The organism is Nocardioides marmotae, assembly GCF_013177455.1.
Classification (GTDB): domain Bacteria; phylum Actinomycetota; class Actinomycetes; order Propionibacteriales; family Nocardioidaceae; genus Nocardioides; species Nocardioides marmotae.
On record NZ_CP053660.1, the window covers coordinates 3,308,738 to 3,327,195 of the forward strand.

Annotated in this window: 19 protein-coding genes; 8 read left to right on the forward strand and 11 right to left on the reverse strand. The window is 75.0% G+C overall.

Annotated elements, in window-relative coordinates; all coding sequences use genetic code 11:
• The first annotated feature begins 40 nt into the window (after positions 1 to 40).
• Positions 41 to 661 carry a DJ-1/PfpI family protein gene (locus HPC71_RS15780; protein WP_253943743.1) on the forward strand — a complete coding sequence of 207 codons (621 nt, stop codon included), beginning with the start codon at positions 41 to 43 and terminating at the stop codon, positions 659 to 661.
• Positions 662 to 664: 3 nt separating this feature from the next.
• Here the strand turns inward: HPC71_RS15780 and HPC71_RS15785 are convergent, their stop codons facing one another.
• The gene (locus HPC71_RS15785) at positions 665 to 2,167 is read right to left on the reverse strand and encodes a potassium/proton antiporter (RefSeq protein WP_171896905.1); all 1,503 of its coding nucleotides are present in this window, start codon (positions 2,165 to 2,167) and stop codon (positions 665 to 667) included.
• Complete coding sequence (locus tag HPC71_RS15790; protein WP_171896906.1) at positions 2,154 to 2,636, reverse strand: hypothetical protein; 483 nt, start codon at positions 2,634 to 2,636, stop codon at positions 2,154 to 2,156. Before HPC71_RS15790 ends, HPC71_RS15785 begins: the two co-directional genes overlap by 14 nt.
• Before the next feature lie 69 nt (positions 2,637 to 2,705).
• On the opposite strand from HPC71_RS15790, the gene HPC71_RS15795 reads away from it, so the two are divergent.
• On the forward strand, positions 2,706 to 3,662 hold the full coding sequence (locus HPC71_RS15795; protein WP_171896907.1) for a sensor histidine kinase: 957 nt from the start codon (positions 2,706 to 2,708) through the stop codon (positions 3,660 to 3,662).
• A complete protein-coding gene (locus HPC71_RS15800; RefSeq protein WP_171896908.1) occupies positions 3,659 to 4,312 on the forward strand; it encodes a response regulator in 654 nt (217 codons plus the stop codon). Before HPC71_RS15795 ends, HPC71_RS15800 begins: the two co-directional genes overlap by 4 nt.
• Before the next feature lie 24 nt (positions 4,313 to 4,336).
• Here HPC71_RS15800 and HPC71_RS15805 read toward each other — a convergent pair whose 3' ends face one another.
• The 3 genes from HPC71_RS15805 to HPC71_RS15815 are packed head-to-tail and all read right to left on the reverse strand — an operon-like array spanning position 4,337 to position 7,182.
• The gene (locus tag HPC71_RS15805) at positions 4,337 to 5,083 is read right to left on the reverse strand and encodes an SDR family oxidoreductase (protein ID WP_154614811.1); all 747 of its coding nucleotides are present in this window, start codon (positions 5,081 to 5,083) and stop codon (positions 4,337 to 4,339) included.
• Positions 5,084 to 5,117: 34 nt separating this feature from the next.
• Positions 5,118 to 5,801, reverse strand: coding sequence for a lysophospholipid acyltransferase family protein (locus HPC71_RS15810; protein WP_154614810.1), 684 nt, complete (start codon positions 5,799 to 5,801; stop codon positions 5,118 to 5,120).
• Between the two features lie 40 nt (positions 5,802 to 5,841).
• A complete protein-coding gene (locus tag HPC71_RS15815; protein WP_171896909.1) occupies positions 5,842 to 7,182 on the reverse strand; it encodes a cation:proton antiporter in 1,341 nt (446 codons plus the stop codon).
• A gap of 115 nt (positions 7,183 to 7,297) precedes the next feature.
• On the opposite strand from HPC71_RS15815, the gene HPC71_RS15820 reads away from it, so the two are divergent.
• On the forward strand, positions 7,298 to 9,544 hold the full coding sequence (locus HPC71_RS15820) for an SCO7613 C-terminal domain-containing membrane protein (protein ID WP_154614809.1): 2,247 nt from the start codon (positions 7,298 to 7,300) through the stop codon (positions 9,542 to 9,544).
• On the opposite strand, the gene HPC71_RS15825 is transcribed toward HPC71_RS15820, so the two are convergent.
• From HPC71_RS15825 to moeZ, 3 genes are all read right to left on the reverse strand, one after another.
• Positions 9,523 to 9,873: an MGMT family protein gene (locus HPC71_RS15825; RefSeq protein WP_171896910.1), complete on the reverse strand. Its 351-nt coding sequence runs from the start codon at positions 9,871 to 9,873 to the stop codon at positions 9,523 to 9,525. The genes HPC71_RS15820 and HPC71_RS15825 overlap by 22 nt on opposite strands.
• Before the next feature lie 83 nt (positions 9,874 to 9,956).
• On the reverse strand, positions 9,957 to 10,847 hold the full coding sequence (locus HPC71_RS15830; RefSeq protein WP_154614808.1) for a hypothetical protein: 891 nt from the start codon (positions 10,845 to 10,847) through the stop codon (positions 9,957 to 9,959).
• 190 nt (positions 10,848 to 11,037) lie between these two features.
• Positions 11,038 to 12,246 carry an adenylyltransferase/sulfurtransferase MoeZ gene (gene moeZ / locus HPC71_RS15835; RefSeq protein WP_171896911.1) on the reverse strand — a complete coding sequence of 403 codons (1,209 nt, stop codon included), beginning with the start codon at positions 12,244 to 12,246 and terminating at the stop codon, positions 11,038 to 11,040.
• Between the two features lie 196 nt (positions 12,247 to 12,442).
• On the opposite strand from moeZ, the gene HPC71_RS15840 reads away from it, so the two are divergent.
• A complete protein-coding gene (locus tag HPC71_RS15840; protein WP_257866190.1) occupies positions 12,443 to 13,075 on the forward strand; it encodes a TetR/AcrR family transcriptional regulator in 633 nt (210 codons plus the stop codon).
• A gap of 52 nt (positions 13,076 to 13,127) precedes the next feature.
• A complete protein-coding gene (locus HPC71_RS15845) occupies positions 13,128 to 13,349 on the forward strand; it encodes a DUF3107 domain-containing protein (RefSeq protein ID WP_166195121.1) in 222 nt (73 codons plus the stop codon).
• A 101-nt stretch (positions 13,350 to 13,450) separates the two neighbouring features.
• Here the strand turns inward: HPC71_RS15845 and HPC71_RS15850 are convergent, their stop codons facing one another.
• Positions 13,451 to 14,164: a ferritin-like fold-containing protein gene (locus tag HPC71_RS15850; RefSeq protein WP_171896912.1), complete on the reverse strand. Its 714-nt coding sequence runs from the start codon at positions 14,162 to 14,164 to the stop codon at positions 13,451 to 13,453.
• Positions 14,165 to 14,390: 226 nt separating this feature from the next.
• On the opposite strand from HPC71_RS15850, the gene HPC71_RS15855 reads away from it, so the two are divergent.
• Positions 14,391 to 15,905: a DEAD/DEAH box helicase gene (locus HPC71_RS15855; RefSeq protein ID WP_171896913.1), complete on the forward strand. Its 1,515-nt coding sequence runs from the start codon at positions 14,391 to 14,393 to the stop codon at positions 15,903 to 15,905.
• A gap of 106 nt (positions 15,906 to 16,011) precedes the next feature.
• Here the strand turns inward: HPC71_RS15855 and HPC71_RS15860 are convergent, their stop codons facing one another.
• Positions 16,012 to 16,692, reverse strand: a complete 681-nt coding sequence (locus HPC71_RS15860; protein ID WP_154614806.1) for a L,D-transpeptidase — start codon at positions 16,690 to 16,692, stop codon at positions 16,012 to 16,014.
• Position 16,693: 1 nt separating this feature from the next.
• On the reverse strand, positions 16,694 to 17,494 hold the full coding sequence (locus HPC71_RS15865) for a ParA family protein (RefSeq protein WP_154614805.1): 801 nt from the start codon (positions 17,492 to 17,494) through the stop codon (positions 16,694 to 16,696).
• 103 nt (positions 17,495 to 17,597) lie between these two features.
• Here HPC71_RS15865 and HPC71_RS15870 point away from each other — a divergent pair, with 103 nt between their 5' ends.
• Positions 17,598 to 18,356 (forward strand): SDR family NAD(P)-dependent oxidoreductase, encoded by a 759-nt coding sequence (locus tag HPC71_RS15870; RefSeq protein ID WP_154613261.1) that lies wholly within the window; start codon positions 17,598 to 17,600, stop codon positions 18,354 to 18,356.
• Positions 18,357 to 18,458 lie beyond the last annotated feature (102 nt).

Genomic DNA, 18,458 nt, shown 5'->3' on the forward strand with positions numbered 1-18,458 from the left:
AGCACCGACACCCCGTGGCAGGACCTGCCAGGATGCGGCCGTGAGCACCCGCACCGTCGCGATCCTGGCCTTCGACGACATGGAGGTCCTCGACTTCGCCGGCCCCTACGAGGTCTTCAACGTCGCCGGCGAGCTCGGCGAGGGCCGCCCCTTCGAGGTCGTCACCGTCGGGCTGACCGGCGAGCCTGCGGTCGGCCGGGGCGGCTTCACCGTGCTCCCCGACCACCGCCTCGACGACTGCCCGCCGGTCGACGTGCTCGTCGTCCCGGGCGGCGCCGGCACCCGGCGGCTGCTCGACGACGAGCACCTGGCCACCTTCCTCCGCGAGCGGTACGACGCCGTGGAGCTGCTGATGTCGGTGTGCACCGGCTCGATGCTGCTCGCCCGGGCCGGCCTGCTCGCGGGGCGGCCGGCGACCACCCACCACACGACGTTCGAGGAGCTGGCCGCGATCGACCCGAGCGTCGTCGTCGAGCGCGGTTCGCGGTTCGTCCGCAGCGGCGAGCGGCTGTGGACCTCGGCCGGCGTCTCCGCCGGCATCGACCTCGCGCTCACCGTCGTCGAGGAGCTGGCCGGCCCGGCCACCCGCGCTGCCGCGGCGGCCGAGATGGAGTGGATGTGGGGGTCGGCGGGCGCGGAGGGCGCGGACCGCCAGCGGTGATGCCTAGCCGCGGCGGCCCGGCAGGGCGGCGTACCAACCGGCGAGCCGGCCCTCCTGGCTGACCAGCCGCAGCCGCTCCTCGATCTCGCCCACGTGGGCGTGGTCGGTCGCGACCAGCGCGTGGTCGCCGGCCCGCAGCGCGGTCGAGGGGGTGGGCACGAACAGCTCCCCGTCACGCAGCAGCAGGGTCAGCACGGCGCCCGGCGGGAGCCGCAGCTCGGCGACCTCCACGCCCGCGAGCCGGGACTGCGGCGCGACGGTGAACTGGAGCATCGTGGCGCCGATCGCCTCCATCGGCGCGGACTCCAGCTCGACGGCGCGGGGGTTCTCCGCGGCCGTGGCGCCGGTGCCGCGGGCCACCCACGGCAGGGTCGGGCCTTGGAGCAGGGTGAAGACGACGACGAGCAGGAAGACCACGTCGAAGATCCGCTCGGCCCCCGGGAGCCCGACGCTCATCGGGATGGTGGCGAGCACGATCGGCACCGCCCCGCGCAGCCCCGCCCAGCTGATGAAGACCTGGTCGCGCCAGGGCACCCGGAACGGCGTCAGGCAGGCCAGCACCGAGACCGGCCGGGCCACCAGGGTCAGCGCCCCACCGACGACGATCGCGGTCGGCAGCGCCTCGAGCAGCCGCCCGGGGCTGGCGAGCACCCCGAGCATCACGAAGAGCCCGATCTGGGCCAGCCAGGCCATCGCCTCGACGAAGCCGGCGGTGCTCGTGCGGTGCGGCAGCTCGGAGTTGCCGAGCACGAGCCCGGCGACGTAGATGGCCATGATCGGGCTGCCACCGACCAGCCCGGAGCCGGCGAAGGCGAGGAACGCGATCGCCAGCGTGGCGAGCGGGTAGAGCCCGCTCGCGGGCAGCGCGCTGCGCGCCAGCAGCCACACGCCGGCCCGGGCGACGCCGATCCCGACGAGGATGCCGACGACCAGCTGGTAGCCGATCTGCCCGGCGATCGCCCACACCCCGGCCCGGTCCCAGGCGTCGCTGGTGACGACGGAGACCAGGATGATCACCGGCGGGTCGTTGAAGCCCGACTCCGCCTCGACCAGCGAGCGCAGCCGCCCGCGGACCGGCATCGAGCGCAGCACCGAGAAGACCGCGGCCGCGTCGGTCGAGGAGGCGACCGCGCCGAGCACGATGGCGGTGCGGAGGTCCACGTCGAGCACGAGGAGCACCAGCCCCGTGGTCACCGCCACGCTGATGAAGACCCCGACCGTGGCGAGCACCGCCGCCATCGGCGCGACCGGCCGCACCGTCGCCCAGCGGGTGGTGAAGCCGCCGTCGGCGAGGATCACCGCGAGCGCCAGGTTGCCCAGCACCTGGGTCAGCTCGGCGTCCTCGAACCTCAGCCCGAGCCCGGACTCCCCCAGCGCCAGCCCGATGCCGAGGTAGAGCAGCAGGCTCGGCAGCCCGGCGTGGCTCGCGACCCGGACCGCCGCCGCCGCGGCCAGCACGACGAGCGCACCGACACCGAGGACGACGTTGAGGTCACCCGGGTCCACGGGTGCGCCTCTGCGCCAGCACCGCGTCCACCTCGACCAGCTCCAGCTCCGCAGGGAGCGCCGCGGCCAGCCCGGCGACCTCGTCGAGCAGGTCGACGACGTCGCGCTCGCCCACGGCCGCCACCACCCGGTCCTCCGCGCGCCGCTCGGCGGCGGCGACCGGGTCGACGTACGTCGTGCCGGTGCGCGGCGCGGACAGCTCGGTGCGCAGCTCGGCGAGGACCCGCACGTCGGTCCCGTCGCGGGTGGTCGCCCGCGCGAGCAGCGGCAGCACGACCTCGCCGGTCGGCCAGCCCCGCACCTCCTCCAGGAGCGGCAGGTGCGGCACGGGCCCGCGGTCGGCGACGCGCACGACCCGGCCCCGCCGCAGGACCGCGACGCCGCGCCCGGCACCGGCCCACGCGACGGTGGCCCACACCGCGAGACCGACCGCCACGATCACGAGGACGAGGCCGAACGGTGGGGTCACGCCTCCAGCGTGACCCCTTCCAGCGCCCGACCGAATGGGTGCTGCACCCCATTCTGCGAGGCTGGGGGCGTGCGCGAGCTCAGCCTGTACTGGAAGGTCTGCCTGACCAACGGAGCCGTCTTCGTGGTGGGCGCCCTCGCCCTCGCGCTCTCACCGGCCCGGGTCTCCGAGCAGGTCCTGGCCTCCGAGGCGGTCGTGCTGACCGCCGGCCTCGTGCTCATGCTGGTCGTCAACGGCGCCCTGCTGCGGCTCAGCCTGGCCCCCGTCGACCGGGTCATCCGCGCCATGGCCACCGTCGACCTCGCCCACCCCGGTGCCCGCCTCGAGCAGCCCTCCTCCGGCCCGGGCGCGCGCCTGGTCGAGGGCTGGAACGACCTGCTCGACCGGATCGAGGCCGAGCGGGCCGCCGGCGGCGCCCGGGCGCTCGCCGCCCAGGAGGCCGAGCGGCACCGGATCGCCCAGGAGCTCCACGACGAGGTCGGGCAGAGCCTGACCGTGGTCCTGCTCGGCCTCAAGCGGGCCGAGGACCAGGTGCCGCCGGACCTCCCCGAGATCGCCGAGGGGCTCGCCCTGGTCCGGGAGAGCGCCCGCGCCGGCCTCGACGACGTACGTCGCGTGGCGCGCCGGCTGCGGCCGGGCGTGCTGGAGGACCTCGGCCTGCACAGCGCGCTGGCGGCGCTGGCCAGCGACTTCGCCGCGCTCGACCGCGGCCACCTGACCCGCACCACCAGCCCCGGGCTGCCGCCGCTGTCCTCCGACGCCGAGCTGGTGGTCTACCGGGTCGCCCAGGAGGCGCTGACCAACGTCGCGCGGCACGCCGCGGCCCGGGAGGTCGCGCTGTCGCTGACCCGCGTGGGGGAAACGGTGGTGCTCGAGGTCCGCGACGACGGCCGCGGGGTGGCCGAGCTCCGGCCCGGCTCCGGCGTGCTCGGCATGCGCGAGCGGGCGAGCCTGGTCGGCGGGGAGCTGACCATCGAGAGCGCGCCCGGCCAGGGCACCACCGTCCGGCTGGTGGTGCCGACGTGAGCGCGCCGACCCGGATCCTGCTCGCCGACGACCACACGCTCGTGCGCCGCGGCGTACGCCTGATCCTCGACGCCGAGCCCGACCTCCAGGTCGTCGCGGAGGCCGGGGACGGGGCCGAGGCGGTCGAGCTGCTGCGGGAGACCGAGGTCGACCTGGTGGTGCTCGACATCGCGATGCCGCGGATGACCGGTCTCCAGGCCGCCCGGGAGATCTCGCGGCGACCCGACCCGCCGAAGATGCTGATGCTCTCGATGCACGACAACGAGCAGTACTTCTTCGAGGCGCTCAAGGCCGGCGCCAGCGGCTACGTGCTGAAGTCGGTGGCCGACGAGGACCTGGTCAGCGCCTGCCGGGCCGCGGTGCGCGGCGAGGCGTTCGTCTACCCCGGCGCGATGCGCACGCTGGTGCGCGACTTCCTCGAGCGGATGCGCCGCGGCGAGCGGGTGCCCGCGACGGTGCTGACCGCCCGGGAGGACCAGGTGCTCAAGCTGGTCGCCGAGGGCGCCACGACCCGAGAGATCGCGCGGATGCTGACCATCAGCCCCAAGACGGTGGAGCGGCACCGCGCGAACATCCTGGCCAAGCTCGGCATGAACGACCGGACCCAGCTGACCCGCTACGCCATCCGCGCCGGCCTCGTGGAGCCCTGAGCCGGCCGCTCCCCGCGCTCCCGGTCAGCGGCCGCCGCCGACCCGCACCGTCGTGCCCGTGACGTACGACGCCTCCGGCGACATCAGCCAGGCGACCGCGTCCGCGACCTCCGCGGGGTCGCCGGGCCGGCCCATCGGGACGCTCGGCCCGACCCGGGCGAGCCGCCCGGGCTCGCCGGCGTCGGCGTGGATGGTGGTCTCGATGATCCCCGGGGCCACGGCGACCACCCGGACCCCGTCGCGCGCGACCTCCTGAGCCAGCCCGAGGGTCATCGCGTCGACGCCGGCCTTCGCGGCGGCGTACTGGACGTACTCGCCGGGCGACCCGGTCGTCGCGGCCCCCGACCCGATCGTCACGAGCACGCCGCCGGAGCCGCCGCGGCTCACCGACATCGCGCGGACCGCGGCGCGGGCGACGTACAGCGCGGAGGTGAGGTTGAGCTCGACGGTCCGGGCGATGACGTCGACGGGGGTGTCGGCGAGGGGCCCGATGTGCAGGGTGGCGCCGGCGTTGGAGACCACGCCGGTAAGCGGCCCGGCGGCCTCGAAGAGCGCGTCGACCGCACCGGGGTCGACCACGTCCGCCCGCACGACGGTGCAGGCGGCCCCGAGCGCCTCCACCTCCGCGGCGGTGCGGGTCGCGGCCTCGGCGTCAGTGCGGTAGGCCAGCACCAGGTCGTGCCCGGCCCGGGCGAGGCGGCGGGCCACCGCGGCGCCGATGCCGCGCGAGCCACCGGTGACCAGCGTGCGGGGGCGGTCGGGGGTCGTCATGGGCCCATCCTGGCCGGGCCGGCCCGGGGAGGGCTCAGGCGTCCGCGGGCCGCTCGTTGTAGACCCCGGCCTCCTCCTGGCCGGTGAGCCGCTGGACGGCGGCCATCACCTCGTCGGTGAGCAGCCGGCGGGCGCGGCCGAGCGGCACGCCGTCGAAGCGCCCCCGCGGGTCGACCGGCTCGCCGAAGGTCACCTCCACGGGCACGATCCGCGGGAGCCGCGCTCCGACGGGCTGGAGCCGCTCGGTGCCGCGCAGCCCCACCGGCACGACGGGGACGCCGGCGGTCAGCGCGAGGTGCGCGACGCCGGTGCGGCCGCGGTAGAGCCGGCCGTCGCGCGAGCGGGTCCCCTCCGGGTAGATCCCGAAGGCCTCGCCGCGGGCGAGCACCTCCAGCGCGGTGTCCAGGCTCGCCATCGCGGCCTTGGTGTCGTCGCGGTCCACCGGCAGCATCCCGAGCCCCTCGAACCAGGCCCGCTGGAGCCGGCCCGCGGGCCCGGTGCCGGTGAAGTAGTCGGACTTGGCGAGGAAGACGACCTTGCGCGGCACGACGACCGGGATCACCACCGAGTCGACGAAGCTGAGGTGGTTGCTGGCCAGGATCACCGGGCCGGAGGCCGGCACGTGGTGCAGGCCGGTCACCGTGGGGCGCCAGACCGCGCGCGCGAGGGGCGGCACGACCGTGTGGAGGACGCCGTACACCGACGGTGCGCTGGACATGCCCGCCAGCATCGTGGTTACCCGCGGGTCCGTCGCATCCTCACGGTCCCGGCGCGGCGCGCCGGGCCGCCTCCTCCGCGTCCGCGCGCCGCGAGGTGGCCGGGTCCCGCCCGCGCCCGACCCGCGCCAGGACCGGCGTGGCGAGCACGCCGTGGACGAGCACGGAGGCCACGATGGTGAACGCCACGGTCGACCACAGCCACCCGGTGCCGAGCTCCTCGGCCTCCCCCGCGGCGTAGGCCAGGTAGTAGATCGAGCCGATCCCCCGCACCCCGAAGAACGCAGCGGCCCACTTCTCCCCCCGCGTCATCCCGGGCTCGGGCGTCGAGCGCCACGCGGCCAGCGCGAGCGCCCCGGTGAGCGGGCGGATCACGAGGAGCAGGCCGAGCCCGATCGCGATCCCCCGCGCGTCCAGGTCGGCGAGCAGGCCGCGGGTCAGCGCGATGCCCAGCACCAGCAACACGAAGAGCGTCAGCAGCCGCTCCAGCCGCTCGGCCACCTCGTGCATCGCCGCGTGGTAGTCGTGGCTGCGCTCGGCGGAGCGGAACGTCATCGCGCAGGCGAAGACGGCGAGGAAGCCGTAGCCCTGCGCCACCTCCCCCACGCCGTACGCCGCCACGAGCGCCGCCAGCGCGAGCAGCGACTCGCCCCGCTCGGCCACCCGCAGCGACACGGACTGCGAGCGGAACGCGACGAAGGCCAGCGCCCGGCCGACCGCGATGCCGGCCACGACCCCGAGCACCACCTTGCCGACGAGGTAGAAGCCCACCCAGGACGGCAGCAGCCCCAGGCTGGCCCCCTCGTGCGCGACCAGGATCGCGAGGTAGACGAACGGGAACGCCAGCCCATCGTTGATCCCCGCCTCGGAGGTCAGGGTGAACCGGAGCTCGTCCTCCTCGTCGACCTCGTACCCCTCCCCGGTCCGCGGGCCCGCGACCTGCACGCTGGAGGCCAGCACCGGGTCGGTCGGGGCCAGCGCGCCGCCCAGCAGCAGCGCGGCGGCCAGCGGCAGCCCGGCCCCCCACCAACCGAGGAACGCCACCGCCCCGATCGAGAGCGGCATGCCGATCAGCAGCAGCCGCCAGGTCGGCCCCCAGGGGCGCCACGAGGAGACCTTGCGGATCAGGAGCGGGCGGTCGATGGCCAGGCCGACGCCCATGAGCGCGACGATGACGACCAGCTCGGTCACGTGCTCGATGACCGCCCGGTTGGCCTGCGGGTCCAGCGGCAGGCCGTCGGGCAGCGGGGTCAGCCCGAGGAGCATGCCGACGCCGACCAGCACCATCGGCGAGGACACCGCCCACCGGCTGAGCAGTGCGGGGAGCACGATCGCCAGGAGGAGCGCTCCACCGGCGACCACGTACACCAGGTCGGAGGTCACGCCCCGCTGTACCCAGCCCGGGGCCCACCCGATCCGTCATCTGAGCATCCGGGCTCAGGTGAGCTGAGCCGTCGAATCGATGCGCCGACGCCCCGACATGCGGTGCGATGGGCCCATGAGCACCGCAGCCCCGCCGGCCCCCGCTCCCCTCGCCCCGTGCCCCACCTGCGGGACGCCCGTCCCCGCCGACCGGCTCCGTCGCGCCCCGCTGCCGACCTACCCCGTCGCCCCGCCGCCGCCGGGCCCGCAGGACCCGCGGGCCCTGCAGGCCCCGCCGCCCGCCCGCCGCCCGCGCCGCGGGCTGCCGACCCCGTCGGTGCCGGCGCTGCTGCTCGGCCTCGGCGCGCTGTGCCTGCTCGTCGCCGCTGTCGCGTTCCTGGCGGTCGCCTGGTCCGCCCTCGGCGTCGGCGGTCGCACCGCGGTGCTCGTCGGCCTGACCGGCGCCGCCGCCGCCCTCGGGGCCGTCCTGGCCCGGCGCGGCCTCCGGATCGCCGGGGAGTCGCTCTCGGTCGTCTCGCTCGGCCTGCTCGCGCTCGACGTCGTCGGGGCCGGGTCGGCCGGCTGGCTCGGCGGCGCGTCCGGCGCGGCCCTCGTCGTCACCACCGCCGCCGTGGTCGCCCTCGCCGCGCTGGCCTGGCTGCCCACCGGCCTCGGGGCCCCGCAGGTCGTGGCGCCCCTCGCGCTCCTCGTCGCCGCCGTCGCGGTCGTCGACCTCACCGGCCACCCGAACGTCGTGGCCACCGCCGGCGCGCTGCTGCTCGCCGCCACCGCCGGGCTCGGTGTCCTCACCGGGGCGGGGCTCCTGCCGTGGAGCGCCGGCGTCGCGGCGGCCGTCTGTTGGACCTGGCTGGCCTCCGCCGGGCTCGTCGAGGCGGCGACGTACCCCTCGCTGCGGGGGCTGTGGGCCGAGGGCCACGGGCTGCCGCTGCTCACCGCGGCCGCGCTCCTCGCCGGCCTGGCGATCCTCTGGCGCCCGGCCCTCGCCGGGACCACCGCGCTGCTCACCCTCCTCGCGGTGCTCCCCGCGCTCGACGAGGGCGGCACTGCGGCCGGCCTGGCCGTCCTGGCCGCCCTGGTCGGCTGGTCCGCCCTGGGCCTGACCACCGGCACCGGCACCACGCTGCCGGTCCGCCTCCCGCTCGCCGGCGCCGCCGCGGGCACCCTCGGGATGCTCGTGCCGATGCTGGTCGAGGCCACCCTCCGGGTCCTGCTGCTCGCCCCGCCGGCCTCGGTCGACGCGGCGGTCCGCCTGCCCGCGACCGGCACCTCGGTCCACCCCGCGCTCGCGGTCGCCGGGGCGCTCGCGCTCGTGGCGGCGTACGTCGTCGGGGTCGGCCGCGCCGTCCCGCCGGTCGCCTGGCTCGCGGCCGGCGCCCTCGGGGCGGTCGTCACCCTCGCGCTGCTGCCGGCCCCGCTGGCCCTCGTCGTCGCGGCGCTCGCCGCCGCCGGCCTGCTCGCGGTCCGCACCCACCTCACCGCGGGCGTGCTGCTGGTCGCCGCGGTCGGGGCCGCACTGCCCAGCGAGGTGCTCGTCCTCGGCGCGCTCGCCGCGCTGGTCGCCGGTTGCGTCCTGGTCCTCGAGCGGGCCGTCGCCGCCGCCGTCCTCCCGGCCGCGCTCGCGGGCCTGGTGTGGACCGTGCTGACGGTGGCCGACGTCGAGATGGCCTGGCGCGGCGTGCCGGTCCTGCTGGCGCTCGCCGCCCTCGCCCTGGCCCGGCCGCGCCCGGAGCTCGAGGCGGTCGCGGTGGCCGCCGGCGCGGTGGCCGCGGCGCTCGCGGTCACCGGGCCCACGTCGCTGGCGGTGCACCTGACCGTCGCCGGGGCGCTGCTCACGATGCACGCGCTGCTGGTGCCCGGGCGCCGGCCGGTCGCCTGGGCCGGCGGGCTCCTGCTGGCCGCGGCCACCTGGGTGCGCCTGGCCGAGATCGGGGTGACCGCGCCGGAGGCCTACACGCTGCCCTCGGCGGCCGCGCTGCTGCTCGTCGGCCTGGCCCGCCTGCGCCGCGACCCGGCCGCGGCGACCGGGCCGGCCCTGACCCCCGGCCTGGTGCTGGCCACCGTGCCGAGCCTGCTGTGGGTGCTCGCCCTCGACCCGGTCTCCCTGCGCGCCGCCCTGCTCGGCCTCGGCTGCCTGGCCCTGGTGCTCGGCGGGACCACCCTGCGGTGGAGCGCGCCGGTGACCGTCGGCGGGCTCGTCGGCGCCCTGCTGGTGATCCGCGAGCTCGCGCCGTACGCCGCCGCCACCCCGCAGTGGGTCCTCATCGGCGCCGCCGGCACCGCGCTCACCGTCGTCGGCGTGACCTGGGAGCGGCGCCTCGGCGACCTGCGTCGGGCCCAGGCCTACGTCGGCCGGCTGCGCTGAGCCCGGCTCGTGCAGCCGCCGGGGTGCACCGCCGGCGGCTGCACGAACGCCGCGACGATGTCGACGTTCCCCGAGGGCCGCAGCGGCGTGCCCTCCTCGAGGTAGGCCTGGCGGGCCTCGCCCCGGTGGCTCGGCGGCAGCGACCCGTCGGCTCGGACGACCCGCCACCAGGGCACGGCCGCGCCGTGCTCGGCCATCACGTTGCCGACCCGGCGCGGGCCGTAGCGGCCCACCGCGTCGGCGATCGCGCCGTACGTCGTCACCCGGCCGCGGGGCACCGACTCGACGCAGGCCAGGACGGCCTCGACGTACTCCTCGGGGTGCCGCACGGGCCCGACGCTAGCCGCTGCGCCAGCGCCGGGCCCGTGGACTGCTCCCCCCACCGGAGCAGATCAGGGGGTCGAGGTGGGCCTCACAGGATCGGGTCGAACGGCTCGGTGCCCTCGACCAGCCGCAGGCCGGCGATGCCGGAGTGCCGCTGGGCGAAGGCGAGCTCGCGGGCGAGGTCGCCGATGTTGTTCGACAGCGGCAGCGGCGCGAGGCCGAGGGTGGACAGGGTGCCGATCGCCTCGCCCTGCCGGTCGACGAACGCCGAGCCGGAGTCGCCGGGCACGCCGGGGGTCAGCGTGTAGAGCGGGTGGGTCCAGCCGCCGTCGGCCGCCGCGTCGCCGAGGCTGATGCCGGTCTTGGGCGAGAACAGCTCGACGCCGAAGCGCAGGCTGGAGTTGCCGTAGGAGTAGACCTGCTCGCCGGCGCTCGTGCCGTCGGTGTCGATGCCGGTGGGGCCGCCCCAGAACGGGATCGACGGGTTGACCTTGCCGACGTCCGCGGCGTCGACCTGCACGAGCGCGAAGTCGTTGTAGGCGCAGGTGTTGGCGTCGGTGGTGCCGACCTCGTCCATCGCGGCCCAGGAGGAGTAGACGAGGGTGCCGCCGCCGACGCGGGTGCCCTCGGCCAGCAGGCTGCCGCCCTCGGCGAACGAGACGCGGGTGCCCAGCGGCAGGGAGTCGGAGAGGCAGCCGTCGGTGTCGGTCGCGGCGCCGGTGCCGGCGCAGTGCGCGGCGTAGCCGACGTAGACGCGGCCCGCGTCGTCGGTGAAGACGAAGTTGGCGGTGCACTGCCCGCCCGCGGTGTACATCTGCACGCCCGGGTGGATCTTCGCCGAGCCCGCGGGCGCCCACTGCGGCGCCGCTGCGGCCGGGGCGGTGGTCAGGGTCGCCGTGCCGAGGACGGCGGCGGCGAGGACGGCGAGGGCGCCGCCCACCCGACGGGCGGAGCGGACCGGAGTGGGACGTGCCTGCATCGACATCTGCCTTTCCGAGAGGGCCCGGCGACGCCTGGACGCACCGGTGTGATGTCGGGCACAACGCGAGTGCACGGGGCGGAGTTACGCACCGAGGCCGAAATGCACCGGACGGCCCGAGGTCCTGCCTCGGGCCGTCCGGTGGGGAGCGGGTGGTGCGGTGTCGTGCGGGTGGTGTGCTGCGCGTGGGTCAGTACGACGGCTGGCTGGGGTCGATCTGGTTGACCCAGGCGACCACCCCGCCGCCGACGTGCACCGCGTCGGCGTACCCCGCGCCCTTGACGATCGCCAGCGTCTCGGCCGAGCGGACGCCGGACTTGCAGTGCATGACGACCTGCTTGCCCGCGTCGACCGGCGGCAGCTTCTCCAGGGCCGAGCCGTTGAGGAACTCGCCCTTGGGGATCAGCACCGAGCCGGGGATCTGGTTGATCTCGTGCTCGTTGGGCTCGCGGACGTCGACCAGGACGAAGTCGCGGGTGCCCTCCTCGCGCTCCTTGAGCATGGCCTCGAGCTGGGTCACCGAGATGGTGGACCCGACCGCGGCGTCGGCGGCCTCGTCGGAGATCGCGCCGCAGAAGGCGTCGTAGTCGATGAGGCCGGTGACGGTGGGGTTCTCCCCGCACAGCGCGCAGTTGGGGTCCTTGCGGACCTTCAGCTTGCGCCACTCCAGCTCGAGGGCGTCGTAGATGACCAGCTTGCCGATGGCCGGGTCGCCGATGCCGGTGAGGACCTTGATCGCCTCGTTGACCTGGATCGAGCCGATCGCCGCGCACAGCACGCCGAGCACGCCGCCCTCGGCGCAGCTGGGGACCATGCCCGGCGGCGGGGGCTCGGGGTAGAGGCAGCGGTAGCACGGCGCGTCGTCGGCCATGGTGGGCGCGAAGACCGAGGCCTGGCCGTCGAAGCGGTAGATCGAGCCCCACACGTAGGGGATCCCGAGGAAGTACGCCGCGTCGTTGACCATGTAGCGGGTCGCGAAGTTGTCGGTGCCGTCGACGATCAGGTCGTAGCCGCGGAAGACGTCCATGACGTTGTCGTTGTCGAGGCGCTGCTCGTGCACCACGACCTCGACGTACGGGTTGGCCTCGGCGATCGACTCCTTGGCCGACTGGGCCTTGGACTTACCGATGTCGGACTGGCCGTGGATGATCTGGCGCTGCAGGTTGGACTCGTCGACCTCGTCGAACTCGGCGATGCCGAGGGTGCCCACACCGGCCGCGGCCAGGTAGAGCAGCGCGGGGCTGCCGAGGCCGCCGGCGCCGATGACGAGCACCTTGGCGTTCTTCAGCCGCTTCTGGCCGGACATCCCGACGTCGGGGATGATCAGGTGGCGGCTGTAGCGCCGGACCTCGTCGATGGTCAGCTCGTCGGCCGGCTCGACCAGCGGGGGAAAGCTCACGTCACGCTCCTCGTAGCGGTTCGTCGATCAGTCCCGGGACAACGCCCCGGCACCTCTCGATGTTCCCCCCATGGTCCCTCCGTCGCCCCGGGCCCCCGCGGCGGCGTCCCGTCATCCGGACCGGGGTGACCGGCGGGTAGAGTCCCGGCACGCCGCCGGTCCTCCGGCCGGCGCAGGGAGGACGGGAGGAGCGACCGTGAGTGCAGGGCAGTACGACGTCGACGGCGCCCGACCCCGGGGAGGCCGCATGCCGCGGCGCGAGCGTCGCGCCCAGCTGCTCGAATCGGCGCTCGAGGTCTTCGTGGCCCAGGGCTACCACGCGGCCGCGATGGACGACATCGCCGACCGCGCGGGGGTCTCCAAGCCGGTGCTCTACCAGCACTTCCCCGGCAAGCTCGACCTCTACCTCGCACTGCTGGACCGCTCCTGCGACGCGATCATCGACCGCTGCCGCACGGCGCTGGCCGCCACCCAGGACAACAAGCTGCGCGTGGCCGCCGCGGTCGACGCCTTCTACGAGTACGTCGCCGAGGAGTCGGGCGCCTTCCGCCTGGTCTTCGAGTCCGACCTGACCAACGAGCCGGCCGTGCGCGAGCACGTCGACCGGGTGACCACCGAGTGCGCCTCGATGATCGCCGGGGTCATCCAGGCCGACACCGGCCTCTCGGATGCCGCCGCCCGCCTGCTGGCGGTCTCGCTGGTGGGAATGGCCCAGGTCAGCTCGCGGTTCTGGCTCACCGAGGGCGGCGGCATCAGCCGCTCCGACGCCGCTGCGCTGGTCTCCGGGCTGGCCTGGCGCGGCATCGGTGGGTACCCGCTCGACCACTGACCCTCGACCCACCCCGCTCCCGCCCCGGCGGGACCGACTGAAGGAGGACCTCGTGGAGGTCAAGATCGGTGTCCAGCACGCCCCCCGTGAGCTCGTCGTCGACACCGACGAGTCCGCGGACGCCGTCCAGCAGCTCGTCGCCGAGGCGGTCGGCGCCGGCACGGTGCTCACGCTGACCGACAGCAAGGGCCGCAAGCTCGTCGTCCCGGCCGCGAAGATCGCCTACGTCGAGATCGGCGGCGGCGTCGTCGGCCAGGTCGGGTTCCGCTCCTAGTCCCGAGCGGGCCGCCCCGAGCGGACCCGCCACCCGCCTCGTGATGCCGAGCGTGCGCCCCGGCGCACGCTCGGCATCACGAGGCGTTCGTGCTTCCTAGGTCAGTGAGCCAGGCCGAGCTCGGCCATCCGCTCCGCGTGCCGCTCGGTGATCCGGGCGAACATCCGCCCGATGGCGGCCAGGTCGAGCCCGGGTCGGTCGATGCCGCCGGCCAGCAGCGCGGTCAGCGCGTCCCGCTCGGCCGCGACCCGCTGGGCCTGGGTGAGCGCCTCGCCCATCAGCCGGCGCCCCCACAGGGCGAGCCGCCCGCCCAGGCGCGGGTCGGCCCCGATGCCCGCGCGCACCCGGTCGACGACGAAGGCGGCGTGCCCGCTGTCCTCGAGCGAGGAGACGACCAGGTCGCGGGTGGTGGCGTCGAGGTAGGCCGCGATCTCGCGGTAGAAGTCGTCGGCGAGCGCGTCGCCGACGTACGCCTTGATCAGGCCCTCGTACCAGTCCGAGGGCGCGGTGTGCTCGTGGAAGCGGTCGATCGCGCCGCGGAAGGGCGCCATCGCGGCGAACGGGTCCGCGCCGAGCTCGGCGATCCGGGCGTGGATGCCCGCGACCTTGCCGAACTCCCTGGCCGCCATCGAGGCGACCGCGACCTTGTCCTCCAGCGACGGGGCCAGCTTGGCGTCCTCCGCGAGCCGCTCGAAGGCGGAGATCTCGCCGTAGGCGATGGCGCCCAGGAGGTCGATGACCGCCTCGCGGTAGTCGGGGTCCTGGAGCGCCAGGGGCGCGTCGTCCCCGACCTGTCCGTCCGTCGATGCCGTCACGTTCGCACCCTACCGATAAGGTGCAGATGCACGAGGCTGCCTCCCGGCGCTCGTCCCGCTCGGATCGAGCGCCTCGCCGGCGGCCCGCACGGATGTGCGCGGCAGACCTCCCCAGCGGTCCCCCAGGACCCCGTGAGTCCGCCGCACCAGGACACCTTCGGTCGAACCGGCCGGAACTCACGAAAGCAGAAGAACACTGACCACCACGACCTTCCGCGAGCTCGGGGTGCTTCCCGAGATCTGCGACGCCCTCGAGCGCCATGGCATCAGCACCCCGTTCGCGATCCAGGAGATGACCCTCTCGGTGGCCCTCCTGGGCACCGACCTCATCGGCCAGGCGCGCACCGGCACCGGCAAGACCCTCGCCTTCGGGATCCCGGTCCTCCAGCGCAGCGTCTCCCCCACGGACCCGGCGTACGCCGACCTCCCGCAGGGCAAGCCGCAGGCCCTGATCGTGGCGCCGACCCGCGAGCTGGCCCTCCAGGTCTCCAACGACCTGCACATCGCCAGCGCCGACACCGGCCTGCGCGTGCTGACCGTCTACGGCGGCGTCGGGTACGACACCCAGCTCGACACGCTGCAGTCGGGCGTCGACATCGTCGTCGGCACGCCCGGCCGGCTCATCGACCTGGCCAACCGCAAGGCGCTCGACCTCTCCCACGTGCACGCGCTCGTGCTCGACGAGGCCGACGAGATGCTGGACCTGGGCTTCCTGCCCGACGTCGAGCGCATCTTGAAGATGACCCCCGAGACCCGGCAGACCATGCTGTTCTCGGCCACGATGCCCTCGGCGATCGTGGCGCTCGCGCGCACCCACATGCGCCACCCGATGAACATCCGCGCGGAGTCGTCGTACGACACCACGATGGTCCCGGCGACCGCGCAGTTCATCTACCAGGCCCACGACCTGGACAAGCCGGAGATCATCGGCCGGGTCCTCCAGGCCGAGGACGCCGAGAAGATCATCGTCTTCACCCGCACCAAGCGGCAGTCCCAGCGCGTGGCCGACGACCTCGTCGAGCGCGGCTTCAGCGCCAGCCCGCTGCACGGCGACATGGCGCAGGTGGCCCGGGAGAAGGCGCTCGCGAAGTTCCGCGAGGACAAGATCCGGGTGCTGGTGGCCACCGACGTCGCCGCGCGCGGCATCGACGTCCGCGGCGTCTCGCACGTCATCAACTACACCTGCCCCGAGGACGACAAGACCTACGTCCACCGGATCGGCCGCACCGGCCGCGCCGGCGCGACGGGCACCGCGATCACCTTCGTCGACTGGGCGGACCTGCACCGCTGGAAGATGATCAACAAGACCCTCGACCTGCCCTTCGACGAGCCGGTCGAGACCTACTCCACCTCCGAGCACCTCTTCACCGACCAGGGCATCGCCCCGGGCACCAAGGGCCGGATCGTGCCCCCGAAGCCGGTGGAGAAGAAGGAGCGCTCCGACCGGGGCGACCGCAATGACCGGGGTGGCGACCGGGGTGGCGACCGCTCGCGCGGCGAGCGCCCCTCGCGCAACCGCAGCCGCACGCGGACCCGGAGCGGCGAGACCGCCCCCGGCGCCGAGCAGGCGACCGACGGCGCGACCGCCACCTCGACCGCCCCCGTGAGCGCGCCCGCCGAGGGCGGCTCCGAGGACGGCGCCTCGCCCAGCCGCAACCGGCGTCGTCGCCGGCGCGGCGGCTCGGGCGGTGGCTCCGGCGAGGGCCAGCCGGCCGCCGCCGGCAGCGGCACCGAGGACTGACCTCCGGCACACGACGTACGACCCTCACGAACGACACAGGGCCGCCCGATCCGATCGGGCGGCCCTGCCTCGTTCTTGGGGGTCGTTCGTGGGGGTCCTTCGCGGGTCAGGCGGTGACGACGACGGTGGTGCCGAGCGGGGCGAAGTCCCACAGGGCGATCGCGTCGGCGCGCCGCTGGCGGATGCAGCCGTGGGACTGCGGCGTACCGAGCTCGGCGACGGTCTGCACCTTCTCGCCGTCGTCGATCGGGATGTCGTGGAAGCCGATCGCGGCGCGTTCGCCCTGGGTGAAGCGGACGAAGTACTTCATCGTGCCGGAGTCGTCGATGCCGTAGGCCTGCTCGGAGCGGGAGTAGACCGCGTAGGTGCCCGGATCGAGGTTGTCCTCGACGCTGCCGGAGACCAGATAGGTCCGCACGACCTTCTTCCGGCCCTCGACCAGCCAGACCCGCTGACGGCTCTGGCTGAAGACCACGCGCTTGCCGCGGCCGGTGCCCGCCGGGAGGGTGGTGTCCTCGCGCGGGTCCACCGCGGTCTGCTCGCTCCCGGTCGCGGCGGCGGACCGGGACGAGGCCTCCTCCTCCCGGGCGCCAGCCTCGGCGGCGGGCGGCGAGGTCGCCTCGGGGTCGTGCGCGACCTCGGCGGCCGTGACGTCCGCGGCGGAAGGCTCGTCCGGCAGCGCGCCGATGCCCCCGAGGACGGCGACGAGGGTCACCGCCAGGGACGCGGCGAGGGTCGCGATGCGGCCGTACCGCGGCCGCCCGGGCGTACCTCGGTGCCGACCCACCTCAGGACCTCCTCGCCGGCTTCCCGCCCGCCGGGCGCGGGCGGGCCGCCCGCTCGACCAGGTTGGCGGCCACCTCGCGGTAGGCCTGCGCGCCCTTGCTGGTGCGGCTCGTCGCGAGGATCGATCGCCCGGCCGCCGGCGCCTCGGCGAACTTGATCGTCTTGGGGATCGGCGGCTCGACGACGTCGAGGGAGTAGGTCTCCGCGATCGTCTCGAGCACGGTGCGGGAGTGGTTCGTGCGGCCGTCGAAGAGCGTGGGCAGCACCCCCCACACCTCGAGCCGCTTGTTGGTGAAGCGGCGTACGTCGTGGACGGTGTCGAGCAGCTGGCCGACGCCGCGGTGCGACAGCGTCTCGCACTGCAGCGGGACGAGCACGCCGTTCGCGGCGGTGAGCGCGGCGACCGTGAGCACGCCGAGCGAGGGCGGGCAGTCCAGCAGCACCCAGTCGTAGGCGCCGTCGAGGTCCTCGACCACGCCCTTGACGACGTGCTCGCGCCCGGTGCGGGTGAGCAGGTCGGCCTCGGCGCGGGCGAGCTCGATCGTCGCGGGCAGGAGGTCGACGCCGTCCGCGGTGGTGATGATGACCTCGGAGGGGTCGGTGCCCCGGGTGAGCACCTGGTGGACCGAGACCTCGAGGTCCTCGGGGTCGATGCCGAGGGAGAAGGTCAGGCAGGCCTGCGGGTCGAGGTCGACCAGCAGCACGGAGTGCCCGAGCTCCGCGAGAGCAGCGCCCAGGGAGGCGACGGTCGTCGTCTTGGCGACGCCGCCCTTCTGGTTGGCGATCGCGAGTGTCGTGGTCATCGACACTCATCATGCACGAGACCGGCCGCGGATCAGGGCGACACCGCAGGTTGCGGTGGGCTGTTTCACGGGGCCGTCTCCGCAGGCTGTTTCACTGAGCTCCATGCCCACCGCTCTCGTGACCGGCGCGACCGCCGGCATCGGCCACTCCTTCGCCCAACAGCTCGCCGCCCGCGGCGACGACCTGGTGCTCGTCGCCCGCGACCAGCAGCGGCTCGCCGCCGTCGCCGACCAGCTGCGCTCCGCCCACGGGGTCGCGGTCGAGGTGCTCGCGGCCGACCTGGCCGACCGCGCCGGCATGGCGGTGGTCGAGGAGCGGCTGGCCGACCGGGACCGCCCGGTCGACCTGCTGGTCAACAACGCCGGCTTCGGCCTCAAGGAGCGCTTCCTCGACAACTCCGCCGACCTCGAGACCGCGATGCTCGACGTGCTGGTCACCGCCGTGCTGCGGCTGACCCACGCCGCGCTGGGCCCGATGACCGAGCGCGGGCACGGCGGCGTCATCAACGTCTCGAGCGTGGCCTCGCTCCTCCCCCGTGGCACCTACTCGGCGGCCAAGGCGTGGGTGAACAGCTTCAGCGAGTGGGCCGCGCACGAGTACCGCCCGCAGGGCGTCACCATCACCGCCCTGCTCCCCGGCTTCACGCGCACCGAGTTCCACGAGCGGATGGACGTCGGCCAGGACTCCGCCCCCGCGTTCCTCTGGCTCGACGCCGACGAGCTGGTCCGCACCGCCCTGGCCGACCACGAGGCCGGCAAGGTCTTCTCCATCCCGAGCACCCGCTACAAGGCGATCGCCACCCTCGCCCGTGCGGTGCCCTCCGGCGTGCTCCAGCGCTTCCAGTCGCTCGGCCGGAAGTAGGCCGAGGCGGCCGGGCGCCGTCACGACGGCGCTCGGTGGGAGCCGTCGTGACGGCGGGCGGCAATCTCGTGTCAAGGTTCGTCAAGAACGCGACAAGACCGG